Source organism: Paenibacillus sp. BT-177 (assembly GCF_025846815.2).
Taxonomy (GTDB): Bacteria; Bacillota; Bacilli; order Paenibacillales; family Paenibacillaceae; genus Paenibacillus; species Paenibacillus polymyxa_C.
In genome coordinates this window covers 282,625-309,115 of record NZ_JAOYTP010000005.1, presented here as the reverse complement: position 1 = coordinate 309,115, position 26,491 = coordinate 282,625, and the positions used below count along the sequence as shown (strand labels likewise).

The 26,491-nt window shown below is 45.3% G+C and carries 26 protein-coding genes; 20 read left to right on the top strand and 6 right to left on the bottom strand.

What is annotated here, in order from left to right:
- Nucleotides 1-187 precede the first annotated feature (187 nt).
- The 14 genes from OIU26_RS17705 to yunB all read left to right on the top strand — a co-directional run bounded on the left by OIU26_RS17705 (nt 188) and on the right by yunB (nt 16,031).
- Entirely contained in the window at nt 188-2,077 is a 1,890-nt protein-coding gene (locus tag OIU26_RS17705) for a beta-glucoside-specific PTS transporter subunit IIABC (RefSeq protein ID WP_264217550.1), read from the top strand.
- A gap of 222 nt (nt 2,078-2,299) precedes the next feature.
- Nucleotides 2,300-3,790: an alanine/glycine:cation symporter family protein gene (locus OIU26_RS17700; RefSeq protein WP_264217549.1), complete on the top strand. Its 1,491-nt coding sequence runs from the start codon at nt 2,300-2,302 to the stop codon at nt 3,788-3,790.
- A gap of 154 nt (nt 3,791-3,944) precedes the next feature.
- A complete protein-coding gene (locus tag OIU26_RS17695; RefSeq protein WP_264217548.1) occupies nt 3,945-4,550 on the top strand; it encodes a bifunctional transcriptional activator/DNA repair enzyme AdaA in 606 nt (201 codons plus the stop codon).
- Nucleotides 4,531-5,070, top strand: coding sequence for a methylated-DNA--[protein]-cysteine S-methyltransferase (locus OIU26_RS17690; RefSeq protein WP_264217547.1), 540 nt, complete (start codon nt 4,531-4,533; stop codon nt 5,068-5,070). Before OIU26_RS17695 ends, OIU26_RS17690 begins: the two co-directional genes overlap by 20 nt.
- A gap of 15 nt (nt 5,071-5,085) precedes the next feature.
- Entirely contained in the window at nt 5,086-5,901 is an 816-nt protein-coding gene (locus OIU26_RS17685; protein WP_264217546.1) for a radical SAM protein, read from the top strand.
- Between the two features lie 62 nt (nt 5,902-5,963).
- The gene (locus OIU26_RS17680; RefSeq protein ID WP_264217574.1) at nt 5,964-6,581 is read left to right on the top strand and encodes a DNA-3-methyladenine glycosylase 2 family protein; all 618 of its coding nucleotides are present in this window, start codon (nt 5,964-5,966) and stop codon (nt 6,579-6,581) included.
- A 19-nt stretch (nt 6,582-6,600) separates the two neighbouring features.
- A complete protein-coding gene (locus OIU26_RS17675) occupies nt 6,601-7,290 on the top strand; it encodes a DNA alkylation repair protein (protein ID WP_165083715.1) in 690 nt (229 codons plus the stop codon).
- A 69-nt stretch (nt 7,291-7,359) separates the two neighbouring features.
- Nucleotides 7,360-8,955: a response regulator gene (locus OIU26_RS17670; RefSeq protein ID WP_264217545.1), complete on the top strand. Its 1,596-nt coding sequence runs from the start codon at nt 7,360-7,362 to the stop codon at nt 8,953-8,955.
- Between the two features lie 23 nt (nt 8,956-8,978).
- On the top strand, nt 8,979-10,835 hold the full coding sequence (locus OIU26_RS17665) for a sensor histidine kinase (RefSeq protein WP_264217544.1): 1,857 nt from the start codon (nt 8,979-8,981) through the stop codon (nt 10,833-10,835).
- 98 nt (nt 10,836-10,933) lie between these two features.
- Nucleotides 10,934-12,295 carry an ABC transporter substrate-binding protein gene (locus OIU26_RS17660; protein ID WP_264217543.1) on the top strand — a complete coding sequence of 454 codons (1,362 nt, stop codon included), beginning with the start codon at nt 10,934-10,936 and terminating at the stop codon, nt 12,293-12,295.
- A gap of 32 nt (nt 12,296-12,327) precedes the next feature.
- A complete protein-coding gene (locus OIU26_RS17655; RefSeq protein WP_025674174.1) occupies nt 12,328-13,230 on the top strand; it encodes a carbohydrate ABC transporter permease in 903 nt (300 codons plus the stop codon).
- A gap of 2 nt (nt 13,231-13,232) precedes the next feature.
- Nucleotides 13,233-14,069, top strand: a complete 837-nt coding sequence (locus OIU26_RS17650; protein WP_016324698.1) for a carbohydrate ABC transporter permease — start codon at nt 13,233-13,235, stop codon at nt 14,067-14,069.
- An 83-nt stretch (nt 14,070-14,152) separates the two neighbouring features.
- A complete protein-coding gene (locus OIU26_RS17645; protein ID WP_013372948.1) occupies nt 14,153-15,085 on the top strand; it encodes an aldo/keto reductase in 933 nt (310 codons plus the stop codon).
- A gap of 196 nt (nt 15,086-15,281) precedes the next feature.
- Nucleotides 15,282-16,031, top strand: coding sequence for a sporulation protein YunB (gene yunB, locus OIU26_RS17640; protein WP_025674172.1), 750 nt, complete (start codon nt 15,282-15,284; stop codon nt 16,029-16,031).
- Between the two features lie 46 nt (nt 16,032-16,077).
- On the opposite strand, the gene OIU26_RS17635 is transcribed toward yunB, so the two are convergent.
- Nucleotides 16,078-17,184: a M23 family metallopeptidase gene (locus OIU26_RS17635; RefSeq protein WP_013372946.1), complete on the bottom strand. Its 1,107-nt coding sequence runs from the start codon at nt 17,182-17,184 to the stop codon at nt 16,078-16,080.
- 243 nt (nt 17,185-17,427) lie between these two features.
- Here OIU26_RS17635 and lipA point away from each other — a divergent pair, with 243 nt between their 5' ends.
- Both lipA and OIU26_RS17625 read left to right on the top strand, forming a co-directional pair.
- Entirely contained in the window at nt 17,428-18,330 is a 903-nt protein-coding gene (gene lipA, locus OIU26_RS17630; protein WP_264217542.1) for a lipoyl synthase, read from the top strand.
- A 24-nt stretch (nt 18,331-18,354) separates the two neighbouring features.
- Nucleotides 18,355-19,218 (top strand): YutD family protein, encoded by an 864-nt coding sequence (locus OIU26_RS17625; RefSeq protein ID WP_013372944.1) that lies wholly within the window; start codon nt 18,355-18,357, stop codon nt 19,216-19,218.
- 134 nt (nt 19,219-19,352) lie between these two features.
- On the opposite strand, the gene OIU26_RS17620 is transcribed toward OIU26_RS17625, so the two are convergent.
- Nucleotides 19,353-20,156: an NAD kinase gene (locus tag OIU26_RS17620; RefSeq protein ID WP_013372943.1), complete on the bottom strand. Its 804-nt coding sequence runs from the start codon at nt 20,154-20,156 to the stop codon at nt 19,353-19,355.
- A gap of 66 nt (nt 20,157-20,222) precedes the next feature.
- On the bottom strand, nt 20,223-21,521 hold the full coding sequence (ylbJ, locus tag OIU26_RS17615; RefSeq protein ID WP_064963476.1) for a sporulation integral membrane protein YlbJ: 1,299 nt from the start codon (nt 21,519-21,521) through the stop codon (nt 20,223-20,225).
- Between the two features lie 409 nt (nt 21,522-21,930).
- Here ylbJ and OIU26_RS17610 point away from each other — a divergent pair, with 409 nt between their 5' ends.
- Together OIU26_RS17610 and OIU26_RS17605 are read left to right on the top strand one after the other, a co-directional pair.
- Nucleotides 21,931-22,308: a globin gene (locus tag OIU26_RS17610; protein WP_013372940.1), complete on the top strand. Its 378-nt coding sequence runs from the start codon at nt 21,931-21,933 to the stop codon at nt 22,306-22,308.
- Nucleotides 22,309-22,350: 42 nt separating this feature from the next.
- Complete coding sequence (locus OIU26_RS17605; protein ID WP_017427265.1) at nt 22,351-23,061, top strand: DUF2225 domain-containing protein; 711 nt, start codon at nt 22,351-22,353, stop codon at nt 23,059-23,061.
- Nucleotides 23,062-23,148: 87 nt separating this feature from the next.
- Here the strand turns inward: OIU26_RS17605 and OIU26_RS17600 are convergent, their stop codons facing one another.
- Both OIU26_RS17600 and OIU26_RS17595 read right to left on the bottom strand, forming a co-directional pair.
- A complete protein-coding gene (locus OIU26_RS17600) occupies nt 23,149-23,385 on the bottom strand; it encodes a hypothetical protein (protein WP_013372938.1) in 237 nt (78 codons plus the stop codon).
- Nucleotides 23,382-23,552, bottom strand: a complete 171-nt coding sequence (locus OIU26_RS17595; RefSeq protein ID WP_013372937.1) for a YycC family protein — start codon at nt 23,550-23,552, stop codon at nt 23,382-23,384. Before OIU26_RS17595 ends, OIU26_RS17600 begins: the two co-directional genes overlap by 4 nt.
- Nucleotides 23,553-23,650: 98 nt before the next feature.
- On the opposite strand from OIU26_RS17595, the gene OIU26_RS17590 reads away from it, so the two are divergent.
- Together OIU26_RS17590 and OIU26_RS17585 are read left to right on the top strand one after the other, a co-directional pair.
- Nucleotides 23,651-25,438 carry a M3 family oligoendopeptidase gene (locus tag OIU26_RS17590; RefSeq protein ID WP_264217541.1) on the top strand — a complete coding sequence of 596 codons (1,788 nt, stop codon included), beginning with the start codon at nt 23,651-23,653 and terminating at the stop codon, nt 25,436-25,438.
- A gap of 257 nt (nt 25,439-25,695) precedes the next feature.
- Nucleotides 25,696-26,097 (top strand): hypothetical protein, encoded by a 402-nt coding sequence (locus tag OIU26_RS17585; protein ID WP_058830384.1) that lies wholly within the window; start codon nt 25,696-25,698, stop codon nt 26,095-26,097.
- A 123-nt stretch (nt 26,098-26,220) separates the two neighbouring features.
- Here the strand turns inward: OIU26_RS17585 and OIU26_RS17580 are convergent, their stop codons facing one another.
- Nucleotides 26,221-26,457: an alpha/beta-type small acid-soluble spore protein gene (locus OIU26_RS17580; RefSeq protein ID WP_013372934.1), complete on the bottom strand. Its 237-nt coding sequence runs from the start codon at nt 26,455-26,457 to the stop codon at nt 26,221-26,223.
- Nucleotides 26,458-26,491: the final 34 nt, after the last annotated feature.

Genomic DNA, 26,491 nt, shown 5'->3' with positions numbered 1-26,491 from the left:
GTAGTTTAATTATATTATGTGAGTAACAGGAATTTAATAAGTTTTAACTGGGATTGTTACTGGTTATGCAGGCAAAACCTAAGTCATGAAAAATTGCGGGACTCAAGTGCCCACCATTTTTCAAGGCTTAGGTTTTTTGTGTGCCTAAATATGGTAAAAAGCCCCTTAGAACATGGAGGTGTCCATCATGAGTTATGAAAAACTGGCTAAAGAAATTGTGCACCTGGTAGGCGGCGAAAAAAATGTAGTATCGCTCGTACACTGCGCCACGCGCCTGCGTTTTGTGCTAAAAGATGAGGCAAAAGCAGACAAGGCAAAGCTGGAAAAAACCGATGGAATTATTACGGTCAAGCAGAGCGGTGGCCAATTCCAGGTTGTGGTTGGTAACAAAGTACCAGAAGTATATAATGCCATCGGCCAAGTATCCAACATTTTGAATGAAACTGGAAAAGAAGAGAATTCAGTTAAAGGCAAGAAAGGATTTGGCGCTGTAATCGACGTAATTTCCAGCATTTTCGCACCGTTGCTCGGAGTTATGGCGGGGTCCGGTATTTTGAAAGGACTGCTGCTGATTGCGAGCAACCTTGGCTGGCTGGTTCCGAAAGACACTACCTATATGATTTTGTATGCTGCGGCCGACAGCTTGTTTTATTTCCTGCCGCTCTTGTTAGCGGTTACAACGGCACGGAAATTCGGAGGTAATATCTTCGTTGCTCTGACCATCGCCGGAGGGCTGCTTTATCCGACGATTGTCACGCTGAAAACAGAAGGTACACCTACAGACTTTTTCGGTATTCCTATTGTGATGATGAGTTATTCATCTACCGTTATTCCGATTATTTTAGCCGTGATCGTCATGAGTAAGCTGGAAAAATGGTGCAATCGACTGATCCATGAGAGTGTCAAAAACTTTATTACACCTTTAATTCTACTTGTAATTATGCTTCCTCTGACCCTGATGGTTTTTGGTCCAGTCGGGGTGTATGTGGGCAACGCAATCGCTACCGCGCTCGTTGCTGCGTTCAGCATTAGTCCGCTGCTGGCTGGAGCAATTCTTGGTGCTTGCTGGCAGTTGCTCGTTATTTTCGGGGTTCACTGGGGTCTTGTACCTGTATTTATTAATAACATTGCTGTTAACGGCAGAGACGGTATTAAGCCTTCTGCTGCAGCTTCAATCTTTGCTCAAACCGGTGCAGCGTTTGGTGTTATGCTGAAAACGAAAAATAAAAAGCTGAAAACGCTAGCGGGTTCCGCTACGCTTACAGCGTTGTTCGGTATCACAGAGCCAGCGGTCTATGGGGTTACGCTACCGCTGAAACGTCCGTTTATTGCAGGTATTATCGGCGGTGCTGTCGGTGGTGCCATTATCGGCCAAGCTGGGACGCAGGCATTTGCCTCTGGCGCACCTGGATTGCTGACCTTGCCGATCTTTTACGGTCCTGGCGGACAAGGTTTCCCGGGATTGATTTTAGGGATTACTGTTTCATTTTTGATTTCAGCTATCTTGACTTATATTTTAGGCTTCGAAGATCCAGTTGAAGAGGAAGAAACCACTGACAATTCGACTAAAGAGTCGACTTCTACAGTTGTCGTTTCTAATGAGGAGGTATTAAGCCCGATTGAAGGAACTGTGGTCGCTCTAACGGAAGTTCCCGATCCTGCATTTGCTTCAGAAGCTATGGGTAAAGGTATCGCCATCCAACCGACAACGGGCAGAGTCGTAGCCCCGTTCGACGGAACCATTACTGTGGCGTTCAAGAAAAAGCATGCGCTGGCAGTAGTTTCGCATCAGGGCGCAGAAGTTCTAATTCACGTCGGAGTAGATACGGTTAAGCTGGACGGCAAACATTTTACTTCCTATATTAAAGAAGGCGATCAAGTAAAGGCAGGAGATCTGCTACTCGAATTTGATGTGGAGCAAATCAAGGCAGAGGGTTATCCTACGATTACGCCAGTTATCATCACAAATTCTTCTGAATATACAGAAATCCTCCCCATCCCTCAAGGGCAGATAGCGGAGCAAGCCCCCCTGTTGAAACTGTCTGGCGCTCCAAATGAGCAAGAAGGCATCGCCTAAAATATTTTAAAGACCAAGCTCTGATGATCCACTTTCCTGGATCGTCAGAGCTTTTTTGTCGTCCTTTCAGGTAGCAGATAAGTCGATTTGTAATTGACAATATGTCAATTAAATTAACTTGTACGCTTGTAAAAATTAATCTATAATTTCTTGTAATTATGCAAATTTTCTGAAAACGTAAACTAAAATATGAATTGATGGATCAGGGGGGAAATGCAAGGAATGTTAGAGAAGTGGGCAGAGGCAGTAAATGGCGTCATTTGGAGCAATCCTGTGGTATATGTCTGTTTGGGCGTGGGGTTATTATTTTCGATCATGACTCGATTTTTACAAATTAGGCATTTCAAAGAGATGATTCGCCTTGTCTTTAAAGGAAAAAGCTCAGAGGCAGGCGTTTCTTCTTTTCAAGCCTTTACGATGGCGCTATCGGGACGTGTAGGGACGGGGAACATTGCTGGGATTGCATTGGCAGTCGGTATGGGGGGGCCTGGGGCGATATTTTGGATGTGGGTCATGGCCTTTATCGGGTCGGCTACTGCGTTTGTAGAATCTACACTGGCTCAGGTATATAAGGTAAAGCGTGATGGTCAGTACCGAGGCGGCCCGGCTTTTTATATTGAAAAAGGAACAGGCTTAAAATGGTTTGCCGTTATTTTTGCGGTAGTAGCGTTGGTCGCTATGTGTTTGTTGATGCCAGGAACTCAATCGAACTCCATCGCCGTAGCCTTTCATAGTTCGTTTGGTATGGATATGAAGGTTTCTGGGATATTAGTGGTCGTGTTGCTGGCGCTTATCATTTTTGGCGGTGTCAAAAGAATTGCCAATGTGGCTCAGGTTGTCATACCGTTTATGGCACTAGGCTACATCCTTGTCTCTTTCTACATTATGATGACGAACATTACTGCGCTTCCCGAGGTATTTGCCCTGATCTTTCGCAGTGCTTTTGGTGTAGATTCAGTGTTCGGCGGTATAGCAGGTACAGCCATTGCTTGGGGTGTTAAACGAGGCATTTATTCTAATGAAGCGGGACAAGGCTCTGGTGCGCATCCGGCAGCCGCAGCAGAAGTGTCCCATCCGGCAAAACAGGGGCTGGTTCAGGCCTTTTCCGTATATGTAGATACTTTTTTAGTCTGTACGTCTACGGCTTTCATGGTCTTGTTTACAGGGATGTACAATGTGAAGGGACCAGGTGGGGGTTATATTGTGCAGCATCTTCCGGGTGTTGAAGAAGGAACTCAATATACACAGGCTGCCATCGAATCGGTATTTCCGGGTTTTGGGTCGAGTCTTTTGTCCATTACATTGTTCTTTTTCGCCTTTACCACCATTATCGCCTATTATTATATCGCTGAAACGAATATGGCCTACCTGATTGCCGATCGTAAAGCCAAATGGCCTATGTTCCTGTTAAAGTTGGTTATTCTGGGTTCGACCTTTTATGGAACGGTCGTCAAAGAATCGGCCTTGGCGTGGACACTGGGGGATATGGGGGTCGGTATTATGATGTGGGTGAATCTGATTGCTATGATCCTTTTGGCCAAGCCTGCGCTTCTCGTGCTTAAGGATTACGAGCGGCAACGGCGCCAAGGGCTTGACCCGGTATTTGACCCGAAGCAGGCGGGAATTTCAAATGCAGATTATTGGTCACAGGCATATCAGCATCCTTCGGATGAGTTGACGATCACGGTTGAACCGGGTAAGCTTCAAGCCTAAATAAGATAGAGAACTAAAATCAAAGGTGGCTCCGCGCGGAGTCATCTTTTTTTCGTTATCTTGCTTTTACAATCCAGGAGGGGTACATATGTTCACTATTTAGTTTATAATTTGGATATGAGGAGGGGGACATTGCACAAGAGAGGGGATTAACATGAGCACATCCGATTTATCCATAACAGACGAGAAGTGGAGAGCTATTGTAGAAAATGACAAGTCTTATGACGGGGTATTTTTGTATGCTGTGAAGACAACGAAAATATTTTGTCGCCCCTCCTGCAAATCCCGACCTCCTAAAAGAGAGAACATCCGTTTATTTATATCAGCAGAGCAGGCTTTGGCTGAGCATTTTCGTCCATGCAAAAGATGTAAACCAACAAGACAACGATTGCCTGATCACGACTGGATCGCAGGAGTTGCAGAATACATAGATTCGAACTATATGAAGGGCTTAACATTGAACGTCCTGGCAGAGATCTGTCATGGAAGTCCGTATCATTTACATCGTACCTTCAAGCGAATCATGCATGTAACTCCGATGGAATATATACAGTGTACAAGGTTGGAACAAGCGAAGAAGCTGCTTATTTGCTCACAACAATCTGTTGCGGAAGTGGGGGAGAATGTAGGTCTGTCCAATACCCCTTACTTTATTACGTTGTTTAAAAAGAATACAGGCTACACTCCATTGCAATATCGCCAACTCGAATCCATAGTAACTCAAAAAGGAGATACACAGCATGGTATATCAAATGAATAAAACGATCTATTGGTCATTATTGGGGCATGAGGATTGGAATTTATATATTGCAGCTACATCGGATGGATTATGTTATGTCGGTTCGCTTAATCAACCTGTAGAGGAATTGATTGCATGGGCAGGAAGTCGATTTCCCGGCAGTTCTCTCGTTGAAGAGGATACCGTTTTACAGCCCTATGCCAAGGAGTTGATTGAATATTTCCAAGGAGAGCGTAGACATTTTACGTTGCCTGTTGACTTTCATGGGACTACATTCCAAATGGCTGTATGGAACGCCCTGTGTAATATCCCGTATGGGGAAACACAATCTTATTCAGACATTGCCCACGCGATTCAAAAGCCATCCTCTGTTCGTGCGGTAGGTGCTGCCATCGGCGCTAATCCGATTTTGGTCACGATCCCTTGTCACCGGGTCATTGGTAAGAATGGAGCTTTGACCGGGTATCGTGGGGGTCTGGACATGAAGGTGAAACTGTTGCAGCTGGAAAAAAATCGTACACGACAGTCAGTTCGTTTGTAGCCTGGGGGGTTAGATATGAAAAATGAATATTACAAATCCCCCAAGACTCTTTTGAATAAAGGGACCGGCTTTTTGTCAGGGTATACACACTCGTTGAACCCGTATACAGGTTGTACCTTTGGTTGCTCGTATTGTTATGTACGTCAATTGCCAGTCTCTACGTTTCGGAAGGAAGCTTGGGGAACATGGGTTGATATTAAAAAAGAGGCGGCAGATATTCTTCGCAAGGAGCTTCGCAGGACCAAATCCAAAGGTAAAGTTACGATTTTTATGTCGTCAAGCACAGATCCTTATCAGCCGGCCGAGTACAAAGAAGAGGTGACCCGATCTCTGCTGGAAGTGATGGTGGAAGATCCGCCGGATTTTCTGTTTGTACAGACGCGTAGTCCGCTTGTACGACGAGATGTTGATTTATTGCTCCAATTGAAGGAACGTGTACGTGTGAGTATCACGGTAGAAACAGACCGCGAGGATATACGCAAACATTTCACTCCGGAAGCTCCTCCCATCCAGGCTCGTCTCCAAACGCTGCAACTTTTAAAAGAGGCAGGTGTACCGACGCAAGCTACTATTGCTCCGATGCTGCCAAGCAGTGAGCATTTTGCAGACAAGCTTGTGCCTCTGGTCAATCGTGTCTGTATTGATGATTATTTTATGGGAGACGGCAGCGGGGGAAGGCGGACGCGCAGCTTGAACATTGGTGCGCTGTACGAGTCATTGGGGCTGGAAGAATGGTATCACCCTGCCGCCTATAAGGCGGTTTATGAGCGTTTTCTTCATGTTTTTCCCGAAGAACAGCTCTATGTGAGCAAAGAAGGATTTGAGCCCTGATATGAAAGCAGCCTATGCAATTAAAATGAAGAGTGTACCATACAAGGGGAGCGGGAGAACAAATGGAAACGGTCATGACCAAAAACTTTGACTATGGAGAAAAGGAAATCAACTACCTGAAAACGGTAGATACCGTACTTGGTGCCGCTATAACGCAAATGGGCAAGGTAGAACGCGTAATCATTCCCAACCTGTTTGCGGCGCTTGTTCATGCGATTGTGGGGCAGCTTATTTCCGCCAAGGCGGTTCAGACCATATGGACAAGGATGCAGGAGAAATTAGGCGCGATCACTCCACAAAATATAGCCGTTCAGACGGCTCAGGAAATTCAAAGCTGTGGCATAACCATGAAAAAAGCAGCATGTATCCTGAATATAGCCCAAACGATCGAGCAGGGATTGTTGGATTTACAGGAATTATATGAGCTTTCCGATACACAGGTGATCCAAAAATTATCCTCGCTACAAGGGATAGGCCCTTGGACAGCTGAAATGATGTTGATTAATTGCATGGAACGTCCGGACGTCGTCAGTTGGGGCGATATGGCTATTCGGCGGGGAATGATGAAGCTGTACCATTTAGATACACTGAACAAGCAGCAATTTGAGGAGTATCGCCGAGTGTATTCGCCTTATGGTTCAGTGGCCTCTATTTATTTGTGGAGCATTTCATTTCGTTAACAAACAGGGAGTGGAAAATATGGAGAAGACCATCAGAGAACAGATATTGTCACATGTGGATACAGATTTTCAGAAATTTACGGCTGCATTGCTTCCAACGATTAATAATGTGCTGGGTGTACGTCTGCCAGTACTGCGTAAGCTGGCTCAAAATATTGCCAAGGGAGATTGGCGCCTCTATCTGGAGACCGCTGAAAGCGAACACTTTGAAGAAGTGATGCTGCAAGGTATGGTGATTGGTTCTGTTAAAACAGATATTGAGGAAGTTTTGAGTTATACCGCCAAGTTCGTTCCTAAAATTGATAATTGGTCCGTATGTGACAGTTTCTGTGCCGGATTGAAAATTACGAAGCAACATAAAGAAAGAGTATGGGATTTTATTCTGCCCTACCTGTTTTCTAAGAAAGAATATGAAATCCGGTTTGGGGTGGTTATGCTTCTGAATTTTTTTATTGAGGAACAGTATATTAACCGGGTGCTTACTTTGCTAGATCAGACCCATCGGGAAGATTATTATGTACAAATGGCGGTAGCATGGGCGATATCTATCTGTTATATTAAGCTGCCAGAGGTAACGATGGCGTATTTAAGTCATAATACATTAGACGATTTTACTTTCAATAAAGCTCTACAAAAAATCACAGAATCATACCGGGTGGATCAGGCCACAAAAACAACCATTCGTAGTATGAAGCGAAAAAGAAAATAGGATGGGTCCCCACCTGTAAGTGTTATACTGAAAAAACATACGTATATAAGACCAACAGGAGGGGAGTCTGTGAATTCGATCCCGCTGGGAGTGCTTGTTGTAGATGATGAAACTAGGCAGCGTCGTGGGTTGGCTGCCATGATCCGGGATTTACGTCCAGAATACGAGGTATGGGAAGCCAAGAATGGGAAAGATGCTTTGACCATTTCATTATCCCAGCCGATCCAGATCGTTTTTACAGATATTCAAATGCCGATTATGAATGGGATTGAATATCTACAACAATTGAGAATATCGGGTCAGCATGAGACCAAAGTTATTTTAGTGACAGTCTACCAGGAATTTAGCTATGCACAGCAGGCGGTACGGTACGGAGCGAATGATTATTTGGTGAAACCGGTGCAATCACAGCAGCTTATTGAAGTGATTCAACAGATGGAGAAAATCATTGTAGAAGAGCAGGGAGCACTCGGTGAAAATCGAACAGCGTTGAATCAGATCGAGCAAAGCATGCCTGCCTTTGTGGAGCATTTGTTTAGCAGATGCGTGACAGACAAGTTACAGCCTAACGAGAAAAGCTTATTAAAGAGTCACTTTGGATGGCAGGGGGTAGGAGAAGTCCTCGCGTTGGGGACATCTGCATCCCGCCCCGAGGATATATATGCGTGGGATTCTAAGCTACGAAACGCGGTTGTTGAAATATTGCGACCGTGGGCATCTTCTGTCGTGTTCCCACTTGAAACCCCTAAAGAGCATATGGTCGTTGTAGTGAATTGGAGGGAAAGGGCTGAAGGCAAGGAGGCCAAAAGCGCACTTCAAGCTGGACTGAAAAAGGTGGAGCAGCAGCAAGCTATCTCCATTTGGTTTGCTTGGGGTCAGCCTTTTGACTTCGATGAAATGCAAATAAGCCAATCTCACGAAAAGGCTGTTCGCCTTATCTCCATGCGATTTTATACACCTCACACCAGATGTTTGAACCTTGTCGTTTTAGATGATGAACAGTCGATACAGGAAATGAGCACTCATGAACAGATAGCCTTTCTGAAATCCATTGAAAGCGCTATCTCTAATCGGAAGCCCGATCAGCTATTGGAACGGGTGCAACATTTCATTGGACGAATGACGCAAGGGTATCCTCAACCTGATGCGCTTAAAGCTAAATTAATACACCTTCTGCTAGTTAGTTTACCACGGTTAAATATAGGGTGGAGTGAGGAAGTCTACTCACGTTACTCGGAACAGTTGAATCGAGCTGTCAAAGAGGCCACATCTCTCCAAAATCTTGAGGATCGTATTGCAGCATGGTTAAAAGAGCTGATTCTTGAGCTTGATGGCAGCTCCAAAGGTGAACCCATCATGAAAAAATGCAAGGAATTTCTGGATACACATCTACATGAAGACCTAAGTCTGGAGATTGTGGCCCGGCGCTTTCACTATAATGCGTCTTATTTTAGCATTCTGTTCAAAAACTATTTTGGGCTCTCGTTCACGGAATATATGGTGAAGCTCAGAATGCAAAAGGCTCAGCACTTACTGCTGCATACAGACGCCAAGGTCGCAGAAATTAGTAGACAGGTTGGTTATAAAGATACCAAGTACTTCTTTAAAGTGTTCAAAAAAAACGTTAAGCACACACCCGAGGAGTTTCGTAGGAAATTCATTTAATCGTTAGGTGAAAGGAAGATACAATGCGCCAAGTCAAATATATATATCAAAAATTTTTGGACAGTAGCTTTCGTACGAAGTTGATGCTGTCCTATTTTTTGTTGTCTGGTTTTATCGTTTTGATCCTGGGCTTTGTCTACTTCGAAACCAGTGCGCGAAATATTACTGCAAACGTAACAGAGAGCGTTACAAGTGTATTGCGTAGCAATAACCAGCTGCTGGATAACAAGCTGACAGCTATTCAAAAAACCGTAGATATGATTCCAATTGATCATGATCTTTTACAGACCATCACAGACGTGGATACTACGGATTCTTCATCGCTTTTACGAGCTGATCGCAGCATTACGAAAATTTTGTACAGATACTTTGGCAATATAGAGGAAGTATACGCTTCTCAGATTATGACGCAAAAGTATGCATACGGAAGTACAGAGCGGATGTATATTCCCGTTCTGCCGTTCTATTCTTCTCCCTTGGCGACAACGGCGGTGCAAGCAGAGGGGGCTACCAAGTGGATTCCTGCCTATTCGTATGCCGACACCTTTCATCAGCAGGATTTAAAACAAGGTTCCTATGATTTTAGTTCTTTATTTGCTGTGGTTAAGCAGCTTCATTTGACTGCATTAGATGATGCTGGAACCTTTCATACGCTTCCTGAAGGCAAGGAAAAGCCTATACTTATATTGAATTTCCGACCTGATTTGCTAAAGGTTGGTTTTGAAGATTATGCAGCCCGCAGCGGATTTGCACATCTATCCTACGGTATGATTCACGATAACAATGGGATAGTCATGAGTTCAGATCGACAGCAACAAGCGGGGGAGCCGGTGGCAGATTGGCTGAAGAAGGCCATTACTTCGGAACAAGGGACGAAAATGGTAAACGTTAAGGGTCAAAGCATATTACTGGTTTACGAAGCGATGAAGACGACGGGCTGGGTATCGTATATAGCCATTCCCATGGAAGATGTACTGGGACATCTGTCAACGATTCGTACCTACACCTTGTTTTTTTTAGGCATTATGATGCTCATTGCTGTTATCCTTGCTTATTTGCTGTCTGTATACATCAGTAAGCCCATTACAGATATGAAACAGGCGATGAAGGTAATGGAGAAGGGAGATTTTGATATTCGAATTCCTGAACGTGGCTATGATGAATTGGGGGACCTGGTGATCCGATTTAATCAAATGAATGAGAAAATTAAAGATTTGATCGAAGAAAATTACAAATCACGTCTGCGAGCCAAAGAGTCGGAGTTAATGGCACTTAATTTACAGCTTAATCCCCATTTTTTGTATAACACCTTAACAACAATGTATTGGATCGCACTAGAGCATAAACAACAGGAACTGGGCCAATTGATCATTAGTCTGGCGGAAATGCTGCAAATTACGACTCAAAACAAAAATGATACATGGAGCCTGGAAACCGATCTGAATTGGCTGGAAAAATACATTTACATTATGCAAAATCGCTTTGAGAACAAGTTCACGGTGGAATATGATATTGATCCCATTTTGCTTCAGATGGAGGTTCCCAAACTCTTCTTGCAGCCTTTTGTGGAGAATTCAATTATTCACGGTTTCGCCGAAATGGAATCAGGCGGTCAGATTAAGATCACAGCCTGGATCGAAACGCAATTGGTGTGTTTTAAAGTCGAGGATAATGGATTAGGAATTCAAGAAGATCATATACGCCGAATTCAAGCTGGAGAAATCCGGTCAACGGGCATTAAAAATGTAGATAGAAGAGTGCGGCTGTTATATGGGATGGAATATGGGATTGCGCTCCACTCGCCAGAAGGTAAGGGGACATTTGTCCTGATCCGAATCGGAGAAACGCATAGATCTAATCAAATGACACCAATCCAATGAGAGTACGACTTTTCAAAATGTAAGCGTTTGCTAGAATGGATTTAGTGACGAAGCAACAAACGAAAAGATAAAAAATAAACGGTTTGGGGGCGCTACTCATGTTAAAACGAAAGTTATGGATCGTCTGCATGTGCTTGATCGTTGGACTTATGTCAGCCTGTAGTTCAAATGAGAGCAGCAAGCCAGTAGATTTGCAGGGGCACGAGCAAGTGACACTGACTTATGCCAGCTGGGGGAGCACCAATGAAAAGAAGGTTCAACAGGAGATTGCCAAAAAATTCACAGAGAAATATCCGTGGATCAAAATCAACTATATGCACATCCCCGGGGATTACGTAACTAAATTAACGACGATGTTTGCCGCCAACCAGGCACCAGATGTATTTCCTATTTATAAAGCACAGGCTCTGCAATGGGCTGAACAAGGCAAACTATATAATTTAAATGAATTTTTGAAGGAGGATAAGGAGCTAACGAAGGAAAGCCTCATTCCTAATTCAGTTATCTATTGGGATAAGGATAAAGTGGCAGGGGTCAAGGTGACGGAGGAAGCCTTTGCGCTTTATTACAACAAGGATTTGTTTGATGAGGCTGGTGTTGCCTTGCCGCCAGTCAAAGCTGAAGAGGCTTGGACATGGGAACAGTTCTTAGAGACAGCACAAAAGCTCACCATTGATAAAGCGGGAAATAATGCGCTCAGCCCCAATTTTGATGCAAGTAACATCAAACAGTATGGAGTTCGGTTTGACACATGGATGTGGCATCTGCTAGTTCCTTCCAATAACGCAAGTGTGATTTCCGACAAAGGGGACTCGCTTAACCTTGAAAACCCTGATGTGATTGAAGCCGTGCAAAAGATGGCGGATCTGATCAACGTGTATCATGTGGCACCGTCGCCGACGCAGTCCAAAAATATTCCTTCTCCGGCCGTAGCATTGCAAAGCAAACGTGTAGCGATGGATCTGGATGGGCAGTGGGTCCAATTGGATCTTGGAGAATCGAAGGTGAATTTTGGTGTAGGCGTGTTACCCAAACTGAAAAGCAGTAAAACAATCCTGTTTGGTGAACCGGAAGTGATTTCTGCCAAAACCAAACATCCGAAAGAAGCATGGATGTTTTATAAATTCTTGCTGGATGCTGAAAGCGGACTTGACATGCATTCCAGCGGATTGTGGATGCCTGTCATGAAAAAGTGGTACACCGAACCAGACTTGATTAGCAAATGGGCAGATGTCAAGCCAGGCCATGCGGATGGATATCGGGATGCAGTCATGAACCAAACGTTGCATAACGGTGTCAATTCTTACGACTACTATCTGAAAAACTCGGAAAAAATCAATGCTATTATTAACCCGGCGCTAGATCAGGTATGGCTGGGCAAGAAAACGGTGGAGCAAGCATTTAAGGAGGTTTCCGCCAAGGCGAACGCTGAATTTAAGGGAACATATCCGAAAAAATAAGGTGAGGGTCTTGACAGAAAGAGAGGGATAGAATGCAATCGTTATCTTCTATTCGTAAGAAGGAAAATGGGTTGGGGTGGCTTTTTGCCGCCCCTGCTATTCTGGGCTTTGTCATTTTTGTTCTGGGACCGATGATCGCTAGTCTCTGGTTCAGTCTTACCGATTACAAGGTTGCTTCACAGGCCCGTTTTATTGGTCTGGATAATTATGTACACTTATTTGACGGTACGGATCAATTTTTTTACAAATCCCTTGGGGTTACTTTTTATTATGTGTTTTTGAGTGTGCCCCTGCAAATTATAGTGGCTTTCTTTCTGGCCATATTGCTCAATCAAAAGGTAAAAGGTTTGGCTTTTTTCAGGACCGTTTTTTATCTGCCCACGATTGTCCCACTCATAGCATCGTCTATGATCTGGATGTGGCTGTTTGATCCGGACCTTGGCTTGCTGAATGTGGTGTTGCGTGCGCTGCATTTGCCCGAAAGTCAATGGATTTATAGTGAAGGGTCGGTAGTTCCTACACTGGTTTTAATGAGTTTGTGGACCGTTGGGGGGACGATGATTATTTTTCTGGCTGGCTTGCAGGATATACCTAGGCATTATTATGAAGCCATTGAAATTGACGGTGGGAGCGCTCTTCATAAGCTTATCTATATCACAATTCCATTGACATCGCCTACGATTTTCTTTAATACGATTATGGGCTTCATCGGTGGATTTCAGGTGTTTGTCCAGCCTTACGTCATGACTCAGGGTGGACCTAACAATTCTAGCTTATTCTATACATTTTATTTATTCCGCGAGGCATTTACTTTTTCGAATATGGGTTATGCCTGTGCGATTGCTTGGGTGCTCTTTATTGTAGTTTTAACATTCACTGCCTTTCTGTTCAAGACAGCCCGAAAATGGGTGTATTACGAAGGCGGGGGGGCATGAGGATGAAAAAACATGGCTTGCGTTGGAGCAGAGTTTTTCTCTACACAGTGCTCATTGTGGGGTCACTTTTTTGCATGTTTCCTTTTTACTGGCTGGTGAGAAGCTCCATGATGGATTTAAGTCAGATTTTTTTGATCCCACCGAAATGGATTCCCGAGCCTTTTGTATTCGAAAATTTTTTACAGCCGTTTGAAGAGTTATCGTTTGGGCGCTATTTTGTGAACACATTTATCGTCGTTGCAGGTACTTTAGTGGGTGTACTTCTGTCGAGTACCATTTCTGCCTATAGCTTTGCGCGAATGAGATGGAAAGGAAGAGATAAGGTTTTTGCCGTGTTATTAAGCAGTATGATGCTGCCGTTTGCGGTCACGCTAATTCCGTCTTTTATTGGTTGGCAGGCATTAGGCATGGTTAATTCCTACGTTCCATTGGTATTACCTTCGTTTTTTGGTGGAGGCGTTTTTAACATTTTTTTGCTTAGACAATTTTACATGACTCTTCCGCGAGAGCTGGATGAAGCTGTATTTGTGGATGGAGGCAACCATTTTACGATCTTTACTCGCATTATTTTACCTTTGTCCCGGTCAGCGATTTTGGTCATCGGATTGTTTACATTTTTGAACACATGGAATGATTTTATGGGACCGCTCGTTTATCTTAATGATGAAAGCAAATTTACGTTGGCGATTGGGCTACAGCAGTTTCAGGGAATATATTCGGCACAATGGGGTGTTCTGATGGCCGCTTCTTTAATTGTCGTGTTGCCAGCTATCATTCTTTTTGCCATAGGACAGAAGTATTTTATGGAAGGCATTGCCTTAACGGGGATCAAGGGATAAGAGCAGCAGCCAGGTACGCACTTTGCTTTTTTTGGAATTTAATAATAAAATGGAAGTAACTTTCGAAAAGGAGATGACGTGAATTGGCAGAGCAAGTGCGTATTGGCAAAACAGATTTATATGTAAAACCAATCGGTTTGGGTGCGAATAAGGTAGGAGGACATAATCTTTTTTCCGGTTTGAACAATGAAACGGGCAAAGAAGTCGTTCGCACAGCTTTGGATAACGGCATCAACTTCCTGGATACAGCTTTTATTTATGGGCCTGAGCACTCAGAGCGGTTGATCGGTGAGGTACTTAAAGAGCGCGGCAAACGTGAGGAAGCTGTCATAGCGACCAAGGGAGCACATAAGTTTGTGAACGGAGAGGTTGTTTTTGACAACTCGCCTGCTTTTTTACGTGAATCCGTCGAATCCAGTCTGAAAAGATTGCAAACAGATTATATTGATCTGTTCTATATCCATTTCCCAGATGAAGCTACACCGAAGGCAGAAGCAGTCGGAGAACTGAAGAAGCTCAAAGACGAAGGTAAAATTAAGGCTATCGGTGTATCTAACTTTACCATTGAACAACTTAAAGATGCGAATAGTGACGGCTATGTAGATGTGCTTCAATCCCATTATAATCTGTTGCAACGGGAAGCTGAGAAGGATTTGCTGCCTTATACTAAGGAAAATGGCATTTCGTTTGTGCCGTATTTCCCGCTAGCTTCTGGACTGCTAGGTGGTAAGTATACGAAAGACATGACCTTCACGGACATCAGAGCGAAAGATCCACTGTTTCAGGGAGATGCATTTGCCCGTAATTTGGACAAAGTGGAGCAGGTACGTGAGATTGCCAATGCGTTGAATGCAGAGGTTGCTCATGTGGTGCTTGCATGGTACTTGACCCGCGATTCGATTGATGCCCTCATTCCAGGCGCGAAGGGACCGGAGCAGGTTCTGGCGAATCTGAAAACGCTGAATGTCCAACTGAGTCAGGCGGATATCGAAAAGATTGACCACATTTTCAAATAATAAGTTGAGTTGAACTGAGTCGGATTTGAAATCATATATGTTTAACACCAGGAGGAGCTGCCGGACGGGCGGCTTCTTTTTCGTTTATTTGCGGCATATCCTTCTAAAGTAAGCTCATCGCTGCGGGGGGATCAGAATGAATAGAAAACCGCAATGGCACAGCAGACCGAGCAGAAGGCGACGCGGCAGGCGCAGAATGTGGCTCGTTGTGGCATTGGCGCTGCTGGTAGGAATCGTACAGGTGGCCGCTTATGTGGAACAGCATTTGAAGCCGCCCATGATGCATCTGGCTAAAGTGCGGGTCAAACAAATGGCGACGGAGGCAATTAATTCAGCAATTACTGCGCAGGTAGAGCAGGGGAAGACTGCTGATAATTTGATCGAATGGAGAACGGATACACAAGGGAGAACCTCTGGATTTGTTCTAAATTATGCGGAGCATATGAGAATTACGTCAGACACACTCAAAGCAGTCAAGGCAACGATGGACAGTATGAGTCATTTTGACGAGAGCGTTCCGATTGGTCAGGCATTGGGGAGTCCGCTGCTGGCAGCTTATGGACCCAAGGTCCCTCTAAAGGTGGAGCCGCATGGAGCAATCAAGGTGGATTTAAATACACGTCAGCAGGATGCGGGCATAAACATGATCTTGGTGGAAGTGTACATTCGAATTACGACGGAAGTGTCTGTGGTTATACCGTTTGAGATGCAACCTCAGATTGTGGAGACGGAAATCCCGGTTTCTTATCTGTTGGTGGTGGGCAACGTCCCGATGTACTACTATGACAATCAGGGTAAACCCGTCGGCAAAAATGGTGCAACCGCTCCGCAGTTGGCACTGCCTTCCCATTCTATAGAGAGTAGCGGCGCTGTAGATTCCAGCATAGAAAGTGTTCCAGAGATACAGGAAGAACCCAATTCCCTCAGGCAGTCTCCAACGCCATAAACAAAGAGGGGATTGGTGTGAGATACTCAGGAAAAACCAAAGGGACCTATGAGGAGGTCCCTTTGGTTTTTCCTGATTTGAGCGCTTTACGTTCGCTCTGCTCCCACTGTCTCAATAACGGATATGGGTCAAAGGACCAGTCTGTCCAGCCATTGTCCCGGTATATACCATAGTGCAGATGTGGTGGAAACTTGCCTTGGGTACCCGGTTTTCCATAGCCTGAGCTTCCGACCCAGCCAACCGTCTGACCAGGCTTGACGATGTCTCCGTTATGAACGGTTTTATCAAAGCCGGAAAGGTGTGCATAGTAGTGATAGCGGTTGTTGAGATCACGAATACCGATTCGCCAGCCTCCGAAGGGATTCCAACCTTTCATTTCAACTACACCGTAGCAGGTGCTGCGAACCGGAACTCCGTAGCCTGCAAACAGGTCAGTCCCTTCGTGTATACGGTAGCCGCCCCAGCTGCGACGGCTTCCCCAAGTGCTGCGGTAGCTATAAATGCTGCCTAGAGGCAGCGGAAAAGCTTGACTGACCAGATCAAGCTTGCCATACGTCTGATACAGCTTGGCAAACTGCTGAACTCTTTGAACCGAGCGGCTGTTATGGTAATATTCCCACACGGCAATACCAAATTCATCCTCGCTATTTCCATACTTTCCGAGATAAGAAGCGATGCTGAACAGCAAATCCTTGTCATTATTGCGGTCAGCGATTCCATCGCCTGAGCCGTCTTGTCCCAGCCCGGAAAATAGTTCAATGGAACGCGGATTTTGATCCTCGGAATCAGGGTTCAACAGACCGGACCATACTGGTCCTGTCACAAAAATACCTATGATCCGTTCCGCATGCTTGCGATCCTTGGGATGGGCCACCGTAAGTGTGCGTTCGTACTGGTCGATGGCAGCCAGTCTGTACCAAGGGACTCCTGTCAGGGCTTCGATGGAGTGATATAAAGCAAGTCTGGACGTATACAATGAAGACGAAGCGTGTGAAGCATCGATATTTGCTGTCAGGTTATTTCCGGCTGACGAGGACTTTGTGTGCTCTGCAGAGGCATGAGCAGGAAGCGGACAAGCCGTTGTCAGTGTAGTAGCGCACAACAGCAGCGATAACAGACGAACAGCGCGGACTGCCCGCGTAGGGTAAGGCACGTGAACCGACCTCCTATAAAAGGGCTTAACCGCCCGGTAAATTCTTGGCCCGTATTCGCGTAAATAGGGCGCTTTTGATTAGATTGAGCCATATCCGCCGCTTTTATCCATCTCAAGAGTTTACTTTTTCCGGCATCAATGTCATATCAAAAAGGGAACAATGAATGGAGGTTTTTCCATGGCTTTCATGCTATAATGTATGGCAATGACAGCTAAAGCACATCAGAAAGAAGGTCTATGCCATTGTCTAAAAAAGTGAAGGAAGCTAAGCCCGACTGGATTCGTATTAAACTTACGACAGGCGATAACTATCAGGAAATCAAGAGCATGATGCGTTCCAAGACATTACATACCGTATGTGAGGAGGCACGGTGCCCTAATATATATGAATGCTGGGCCAACAGGACAGCTACATTTATGATTTTGGGTGATATTTGTACGCGTGCGTGTCGTTTTTGCGCAGTAAATACGGGAATGCCTACGGAACTGGACTTGCAGGAGCCTGAACGCGTCGCGGAAGCGGCTGAGAACATGAATCTAAAGCACTGTGTCGTAACCAGTGTGGCACGTGATGATTTGAAAGATGGGGGCGCTACAATATTTGCAGAAACGGTTCGTGCGATTCGCCGCCGATTGCCTTTTTGCAGTGTAGAAGTACTGATTCCCGACTTTATGGGCGACATTGAGTCGCTGCGAATCGTCATGGATGCCAAGCCCGATATTCTCAATCATAATATTGAAACGGTGGAACGCATGTCCGACAAGGTTCGGGCTAAAGCGAAATACCATCGCTCTCTGGAGCTGCTTCAACGTGCAAAACAATTAAATCCGGCGATCCCAACGAAATCAAGCATCATGTTAGGTGTCGGAGAAGAGTGGGACGAGATCATACAAACCATGGATGATCTGCGCAAAGTCGATTGTGACATTATGACAATTGGTCAATACTTGCAGCCGTCCGAGAAACATTTATATGTGCAAAAATATTATCCACCGGAAGATTTTGCGAAGTTAAAGGAAGAGGGATTACAGCGAGGATTCAGCCACGTCGAATCCGGTCCGATGGTCCGCAGCTCCTACCAAGCGCATGAGCAGGTGAAGTCGGCCACTCAGCATAAGGAAGAAAGCGCCCTTTCGCAGGTTTGATCCGGGAAAGGCGGTCAGAATAGCTTGTTTCAAATCGGTGGTAAAAACTATGAAGTGTTGCAGGATCACAAGAACGGGTGGAATCCCGAAGCCTTTCGTGATCGCTATAGTGAAGTGTTGGATCGCTATGATTACATTATTGGCGATTGGGGTTACAATCAGCTTCGCCTGAAGGGGTTTTATCGAGAGGGGCACCCCAAAGCCAATAAGGATACATCCATTGTGGTATTGGACGATTATATTAATGAATACTGCAATTTTGGCTGTGCCTATTTTGTGCTGCAAAAAAGCCGTGAAGTTGAAAATAAGAACGGCACCAGTGATGACTTCGTTCCTCCCGACATCCAGCAGTTGGTAGATGCTCAAAGGGAACAAGCGGGAACGTTAGATTCCGAAGAGCGCCAAGAGGTATCGCAGCCTTCAGCTGGACAAACGGAATGGCCGCAACCACAGCAGGATTCCGCAGCTACAGAGGAGTCACGAGTGGAACAGCCTTCAGAAGCCCGTGAACCACGCGAGTTGCAACGTAGGGAACCGAAGGATGCTCAGGAAGTACGTGAACGACAGCCACGTGAAGCTCGCGAAAGTCGGCCATCCAGAGAAGGACGTGAAGGAAATCGGCAGCGTGAAGCACGTGATTCCCGCCAGCCAAGAGAACCGCGTGAAGCAAAGGATGGGCGAAGTTCGGGGGAAGGGCAGCAAGCCCGTGAACCACGTAGGCAGCGCAATCCGCAAGGGAATTTCGATAAAAAAGAATCGCGTGGGCCACGTTATGATCGCCAGCCCAAGGAAAATCGGGAGGGACGGCAAGTTCGTGTCTCGCGTGAACCCGAGGGACAGCGTCAAAAAAATAAAACATTTACATCTCCACAACAAAACGGTTCCTGAATTTTCAGGAGCCGTTTTGTTTGTAAGTTTCTCCAAGGCTGGCAATGTTATGACCAACTTTTTGCCTATTTAAAGTGGGGATATGCCCTCCTGATCAATTAAAAAAAGAGCCGGAGTCGGCTCTTTTACAAGTTCTAATTGAGAAAAGCGTTGCGTACCCGATCCCAAAATGGGAAAGGACGGTAACGAGCGAAGCTGATCTTCTGACTTGCAACCTGACATCGAACAGAGATTAAGTCATCCACAGGAAAGTTCAGGTGATCTACTGTCAGTAGAAGACGCTGATCTTTCCGTGAAAAAATATCACAATGATGATGTTTTGGCAGTAGCAGTGGTGATCCCAGTGTCCGGTACACACGGTTATTAATGGAAGCGATCTCAGTTAATTGCAATGCTTCGATGGTAGGGTGAACCATAGCTCCGCCAAGTGCCTTATTATAGGCGGTCGTTCCTGAAGGTGTAGAAACACATATACCGTCACCACGGAACATTTCAAAGGTGATATCGTTAATATCTACTTGGGCAACGACCGTGCCATCTACCCCTTTTAACGTAAACTCATTCAGGGCAATAAAAGAAGCATTGCCTGATTTCTTGTGAATTTCCAACTCAATCAGTGGATACTTAACGATTCTCGGGTTAAGCGGTCCCTCAGATCCGCTTTGGCTCATCAGGTGGATTAGCTCCTCCAGCTCGTCCGCGCGCCAGTCCGCGTAAAAGCCCAGATGACCGGTATGTACACCAACAAAGGCTATATCCGGAATGCGGTCAATGAAGGTATGAAACGCATGAAGCATCGTACCATCGCCTCCTATAGACACGACGATTTCCGGCGATTCGGCATCCAGCTTGAAATTCTTTTCTTGGGCAAGACGGTGAAATTGCTGACTCAAGTCCATGGAGTGCTGATCCCCGCGATCCAGAACATAATATCTCAAGATGAAAAGCTCCTTTGTCATGGGTATATACCGATCATAATCAATTATGAGCAAGAACACAATCGTTCATTGCCGGTGTATTCCTCTCAATCGTACGAATAAGCGATTTGTACCCACGCTTAACCAGGAGAGAGCCAGCATTCCAGTCAGTATACAAGCAAGAAGCAGCAGACTTTGCAGTAGCATAGCGGACGAGAAGCCAGGGGACCATGCGATATCATGTACCGGAGAAAAGACCGGAGAGCTTCCCTGTCCCATTAACGGGCGCCATAACACGAGAGCTAGCAGTGCGGAGATGATCCCATGCGCAGCCCGGGCCAGCAAAAATGGCATATAGCGGAGATTCGTCATATTTAAAATACTTGCAACCTGTGCATGGACCGATAGCCCGCCCCAGGAGAGAACAAAAGCTGCTGCAGCTACCTTGAACGGTAATGCCGCTGCTGCGGCTCCACCTGCAGCTTGCGCACCTAAAGTGACTTCAAAAATACCACCTACGATGGACTCTGTTAATGCAGGAGGAAGACCACAGGCAGACAATAAGCTAGCCGTAAGCAGATGTAGCCCGCTCATTAAGCCAGAGTTCGTCAAAGCTTCTAAAATGACGCAGAAGAATACAACCAGCCCTCCTACGACAATAATAAGGCGTAGGGAGGAAGCAATCGCCTGACGAAGCAACTCACCCAATGGACGTCCGTCTTCCAAACGTGCTGTATGCATAGCATATAACGCTTGGCGCAGTGGTCCAGGCTGCTTATTGCGACCTGTTGTTATTGTGTTAGCAGACTTCGACCAGGTTTTTTGAGGAGGCTGAGAACGTTCGCTGCGAATATCGTTTTTTTCTGAACGGGAACCATGAAAACGCATGAGTAGTCCGATGATGAGAACACCACCGTAATGGGCTGCTCCCAGTACGAGTGCAATTTCGGGTTGATGGAAGAAGCCAACCGAAACTGCACCGATCAGAAATATCGGATCAGAGGAAGTCGTAAACGCGACCAAACGTTCACCTTCAATGCGTGTGATCCATTTTTGCTCCCACAGCTTTGCGGTTAATTTGGCCCCTATAGGGTAGCCGGATGCACAGCTGACCGCAGCGACAAAACCCCCGCAGCCAGGTACACGGAATAGAGGTTGCATCAGTGGGTCCAGTAGCGCACCTATGAAATGAACAATTCCAAAGCCGAGAAGAAGCTCGGAAATAACGAAAAATGGGAATAAGGACGGGAATAGCACATCCCACCAGATGGCAAGACCGCGAAGCCCGGCATTCAGAGAAGATTGCGGATACGCGGCCATCAGTATGAATAGGAATAACAGCATAAGGATGAGCAAAGGAAGCGAGAAACGGCGATACAGCGACATAGAGGCCCTCCTTTGGAGTTGTACTATTATACCTATGTCGGGGATGGACAAAGAGTACAAAAAAGTAAAGAAAACGATTACATGGAATGCTGTTTTTTTGTAAAGAGTATGTTAAAATAAAAAAACAACGATTCCATAACCTTAAGGATGGAGTGATCAGGATGAGTATCGTTGCCGGTCTGTTTGTATGTGCTTTTGTGTATGTAATTCGTGCCTCTCTCGTCCATCCCGGTGAAGAGGATTGGCGGAGTTATTAGTGGTATCATGGAATGACGAAGCGATGTGCAGCGAAGCAAACCTCTTCATATGTTAAATTGATAAAATGACGCTTATTTTTAGCGTCATTTTTTGTTTTTTGTTATAATACGAGTGTATATTTATTACCATAGCACAGAAAGTTGGAGGAAAAGTGAATCCTAGCCTGAGCATTTATGACAACCTTGGGGGTGCAGAAGGTATTCGTGCTATTATTGAGGCCTTCTACCCGAGAGTTTATAAAGATCCGTTGTTAAGTCCCCTGTTTCCTAAAGACATGGAGCCGGTAAAGGAAAAGCAGTTTATGTTCCTGAGCCAGTTTTTTGGAGGGCCGTCCCTCTTTTCTGATGCATATGGTCATCCGATGTTACGTGCCAGACATATGAAGTTCCCCGTGACGGAGGAGCGAGCAGAGGCATGGTTGTCTTGTATGGCAGATGCGTTAACGGATACGGGAATTGAGGAGCCGCTTCGTTCCATCATACTTAGTCGTTTGTCCGGTCCTGCGCATCATTTTGTAAATACCCCGTAAGCTTTCGGGGATTGCCGAATTTTGGAGAGGGTTGTAAAAACATTGGAACTTGAACCGTTATATCAGATCAAAATCGTCTGCCCACAGTGCGAACAAGAATTTCAGACATCCCGTGTCAGACCAAGCCTAAAGAAGGCTATTCGTACCGATTCAGATTTTTGCGCTTATTATAAGAACGAAAATCCGGATTTTTATGTCGTACGGGTCTGTCCTCATTGTGGATTTACTTCGACAGAGCACTCTACCGTTCAGTTAAGCGATCAGCAAACCAAGCTATTTAAGGATAAAATCGGTAATCGCTGGCAGCCTCGCGAATATGGCGGGCATCGTAGCTGGGAAGAGGCATTAGAAACGTACAAATTGGGTTTACTCTGTGCACAGGTCATCGGAGAAAAGGAACGCGTAGTAGCCAGTCTATTGCAGCATATTGCATGGATGTACAGATACCAGGGGAATGAGGAGCAGGAGCTTCGCTTTCTCAAATTTAGTTTGGATTCCTATGTTCGAGTCTATGAGCTGGAGGGCGTCGGTGCGAATAATGCCAAACTGCTTTATCTGATTGGTGAACTGCATCGACGTACGGGTAACTTTAACGAAGCAGTGCGCTGGTTTTCGCGTGTCATTAATGACAAGAAAATTATGGATGCAGCGATGATTAGAGCTTCTCGTGAACAGTGGTCTGTCCTGCGTGAACAAATGCTGGCAAAAAACTTCCAGCTACCTGAGGAAATGCAGAACGCAAGCTCCTCTTGAAGAAATAAAGGTGTGCACTATGAGCGATCTAGGCTCATGGTTCACACCTTGTTTGTAAAACGAGTTATCTTGCAACTGCCTCATAAGTTAATGATGGCGCAACGTGGTATCTGACAGCAAATAATCGTCGTCACAATCCACCAAAGTAACCTTGTTATGGCAGCATGGAAACACAAGCAGCTTTTTCATGCCTTCATGAATGAGCTTAAGCTCTTTGGGCTTCAGGGGTAGCAAGACGTTATCATGATTGCAAAACGGACAAGACTGTACATAAACATCTCCCATGACAATGTCATAAGGCCAGGTTTTATCAAAAGGAATCATGATTTGTCCGATTCTCCGCCGTTCGAGCCAGCGGTGTCTTCTTTAGCCAGTTCGGCCAGCTTTTGCATCAAAATGTGCTGGGGTGTATGCATAAGGTGTTCCAGCGGAATGCCGAGTTTTTCGGATAATTTCACAGCCGTTTCCGGCGAAATTTGTAAGGGTCTCATCCTGTTTTCCTCCTAATTGTAGTGATTGTATCATCACGATGTAGCTTTATTGTATATGAAACCACATGAATTCGCCAAAAAAGAAAGGTGGAACTATTATGAAAACACCGTTAAAGCAAACATGGGATCTGGAATCTATTTTTAGCGGAGGCTCTTCCTCTGCCTCATTTCATGCATTTTTGGAAGAACTGGAGAGCAAGGTCCAACAGCTGCAATCCCAGCTTAAAGTAGCCAAAGTGCCACAAACGGTGTTGGATACCGAGCGTCTGGATAGTGTTCTGAATAGCATACAGGAGCTGTTTAATGGAGCATCGCAGGCAGGTTCTTTTGTATCTTGTTTAACTGCTCAAAATCAGCATGACAAGCTGGCTGTTCAACTGGGGGCGCGTGTCAATTCGTTATATGCCCAAGGGAAAAGTGCTTTAGTCGCTTTTCAGAACTTGCTGGCACAAACCAGTGAAGACATTTGGCAGAAGTGGATGGAGCGCGAAGCGATTAAGCCGATTTCTTTTGTCCTGACTGAATACCGGAACGAAGCGCGTGAAAAAATGGCTCCTGAGCTGGAGAGCCTTGCATTGGATTTGGCAGTGGATGGTTACCATGGCTGGGGTGACTTTTATGATACCATTGTCAAAAATATGACGATCCCTGTGCCTGAAAATGGTGAGATTGTAAACTTGTCTGTGGGTCAGGCAGCGAATAAGCTGGATGAAGCAGATCGCAGCGTACGTAAAGACGTATTTGCACGTTGGGAAGAGGCATGGACTCAGGTTGAGGACTATTGCGCCGATACACTGAATCATCTGGCAGGTTTCCGCCTCAAGCTATATGAAAACCGAGGCTGGACAGACGTGCTCAAGGAACCGCTGGAGATCAGCCGTATGTCAGCCCAAACGTTGGACACGATGTGGCGAGTGATTAATGAAACCAAGCCTATTGTAGTTAAATACCTGGAGCGGAAAGCCAAGCTTCTAGGCTTAGAAAAACTGTCCTGGCATGACATTGAAGCTCCGCTGGGAACATCAACCACTAAAATCCCTTACGACGATGCAGCTGCAACGATTGTTGAGCAATTTGGTAAATTTAGTTCGAGAATGGCTGACTTTGCCCAGATGGCTTTTGAGAAAAGCTGGATCGAAGCAGAGGATCGTCCAGGCAAACGTCCAGGCGGGTTTTGTACATCTCTGCGTCTAAGCAAAGAAACCCGTATTTTTATGACCTATGCCGGATCACCATCCAACGTTTCGACACTGGCCCACGAGCTCGGACACGGTTATCATCAGCATGTGATGAATGAATTGCATCCATTGAATCAAAATTATGCTATGAACGTGGCTGAAACGGCATCGACGCTGGCAGAACTGATTGTATCAGATGCTTTGCTGGAAGCTGCTGAGGGTCAGGAGAAGGTAGCTTTGCTAGAGGATAAAATTCAGCGTGGTGTAGCCTTCTTCATGAATATTCATGCCCGTTTCCTATTTGAAACCCGTTTTTACGAACTGCGGAAAAAGGGTGTTGTAGGAGCACAGCAATTAAGTGAGTTGATGGAAGAAGCGCAGCGTGAAGCGTTTTGTGGGGTTCTGGATGAGGCTCATCCTCATTTTTGGGCTTCCAAGCTGCACTTCTATATTACGGAAACTCCTTTCTACAACTTCCCATACACGTTTGGGTATATGTTCAGTGCAGGGATTTACGCTTTTGCGAAGGAAAATTCGGATGGCTTTGCCGACCAATATGATGCTTTGCTGCGTGATACAGGTCGCATGACAGTAGAAGAACTGGCCTCCAAGCACTTGGGTACCGATTTAACACAGGCTGACTTCTGGCGTAACGCCGCACAAGTTACTGTTCAGGATATTGAGCAATTTTTGCAAATGACAAAATAACCGAGTTATTTTAGAAGGTCTCCCGTAAGGGGGGCCTTTTTTGTAATTTTTGCAGAGGATGATGAATAAAGTCGCAAAATGTCGAAGTGTAATTGACACTACCTGTTAGCGAAATTTAAAATGATGGATATACTTAGAAAATAGTTATAAATACCCAATTATGTTGAATTTGATTGTAAGCTTAAAAACCTTCGCATATAATTGAGTCGTAAGACCTATTAAATATTTTAATACAAGGTATATAGGAGGGTTTTTTGATGGATGAAGTAGGTCGATTGTCGTTGGCGAGGCAGATGGATATCGTTTTTAAAGAATTGGATAATGAACTGGCGGGTTTATCGTCAGGCATCGTATTTGTACAAATACGGAATAATGTAGTTGGTAAATTTGGGATTCGGCATAATCCAATTGCAGGCAAAGGTGGCACATTTGCAGCAGTAGAACCAGGCTTATCTGTACAGCATCGGGATCATTTTCGGCGTATGGCTCTGGAAACGCTAAATCACAAGCGTAGCTGGACTCATGGTGAGATTGCTTTCGATTTTGCCATCAGACAAGGAACAATCTTGGTAGATGCAACCTTAGAGTCCAACTACAACATGGCTAATCTCATGATCCGCTATAACAAGCCTACATATCGCGCGGCTAAATCTGAATAATCATCGACATTAAAAAGAGCAAAGAAAAGCGGCCTTCCGAAGGAAGACCGCCTTTGTTATATACCCGTTATAACGCATTTTGGTAAATTACGATAACGGAATGCTCATGTGGAATAATGACGCTTATTGACCTGAACGACCTGATAATTGCTGTTCAGCCAGCTGTACTAAGCGTTTAGTGATATAGCCTCCCAGAGACCCAGCTTCACGGGACGGCATATCACCATAGTAACCGTCTGCCGGAATGGTGATGCCCAGTTCTTGCGCAGCTTCATATTTCAATTGTTGCAATGCGTTGTTGGCTTGAGGAACGACTAGAGTATTGCTACGACGTCCTCTGCCTTGATTGGCTTCATACATGTGTAGTCACCTCCTTCGGCTGTGATGAGGTTAG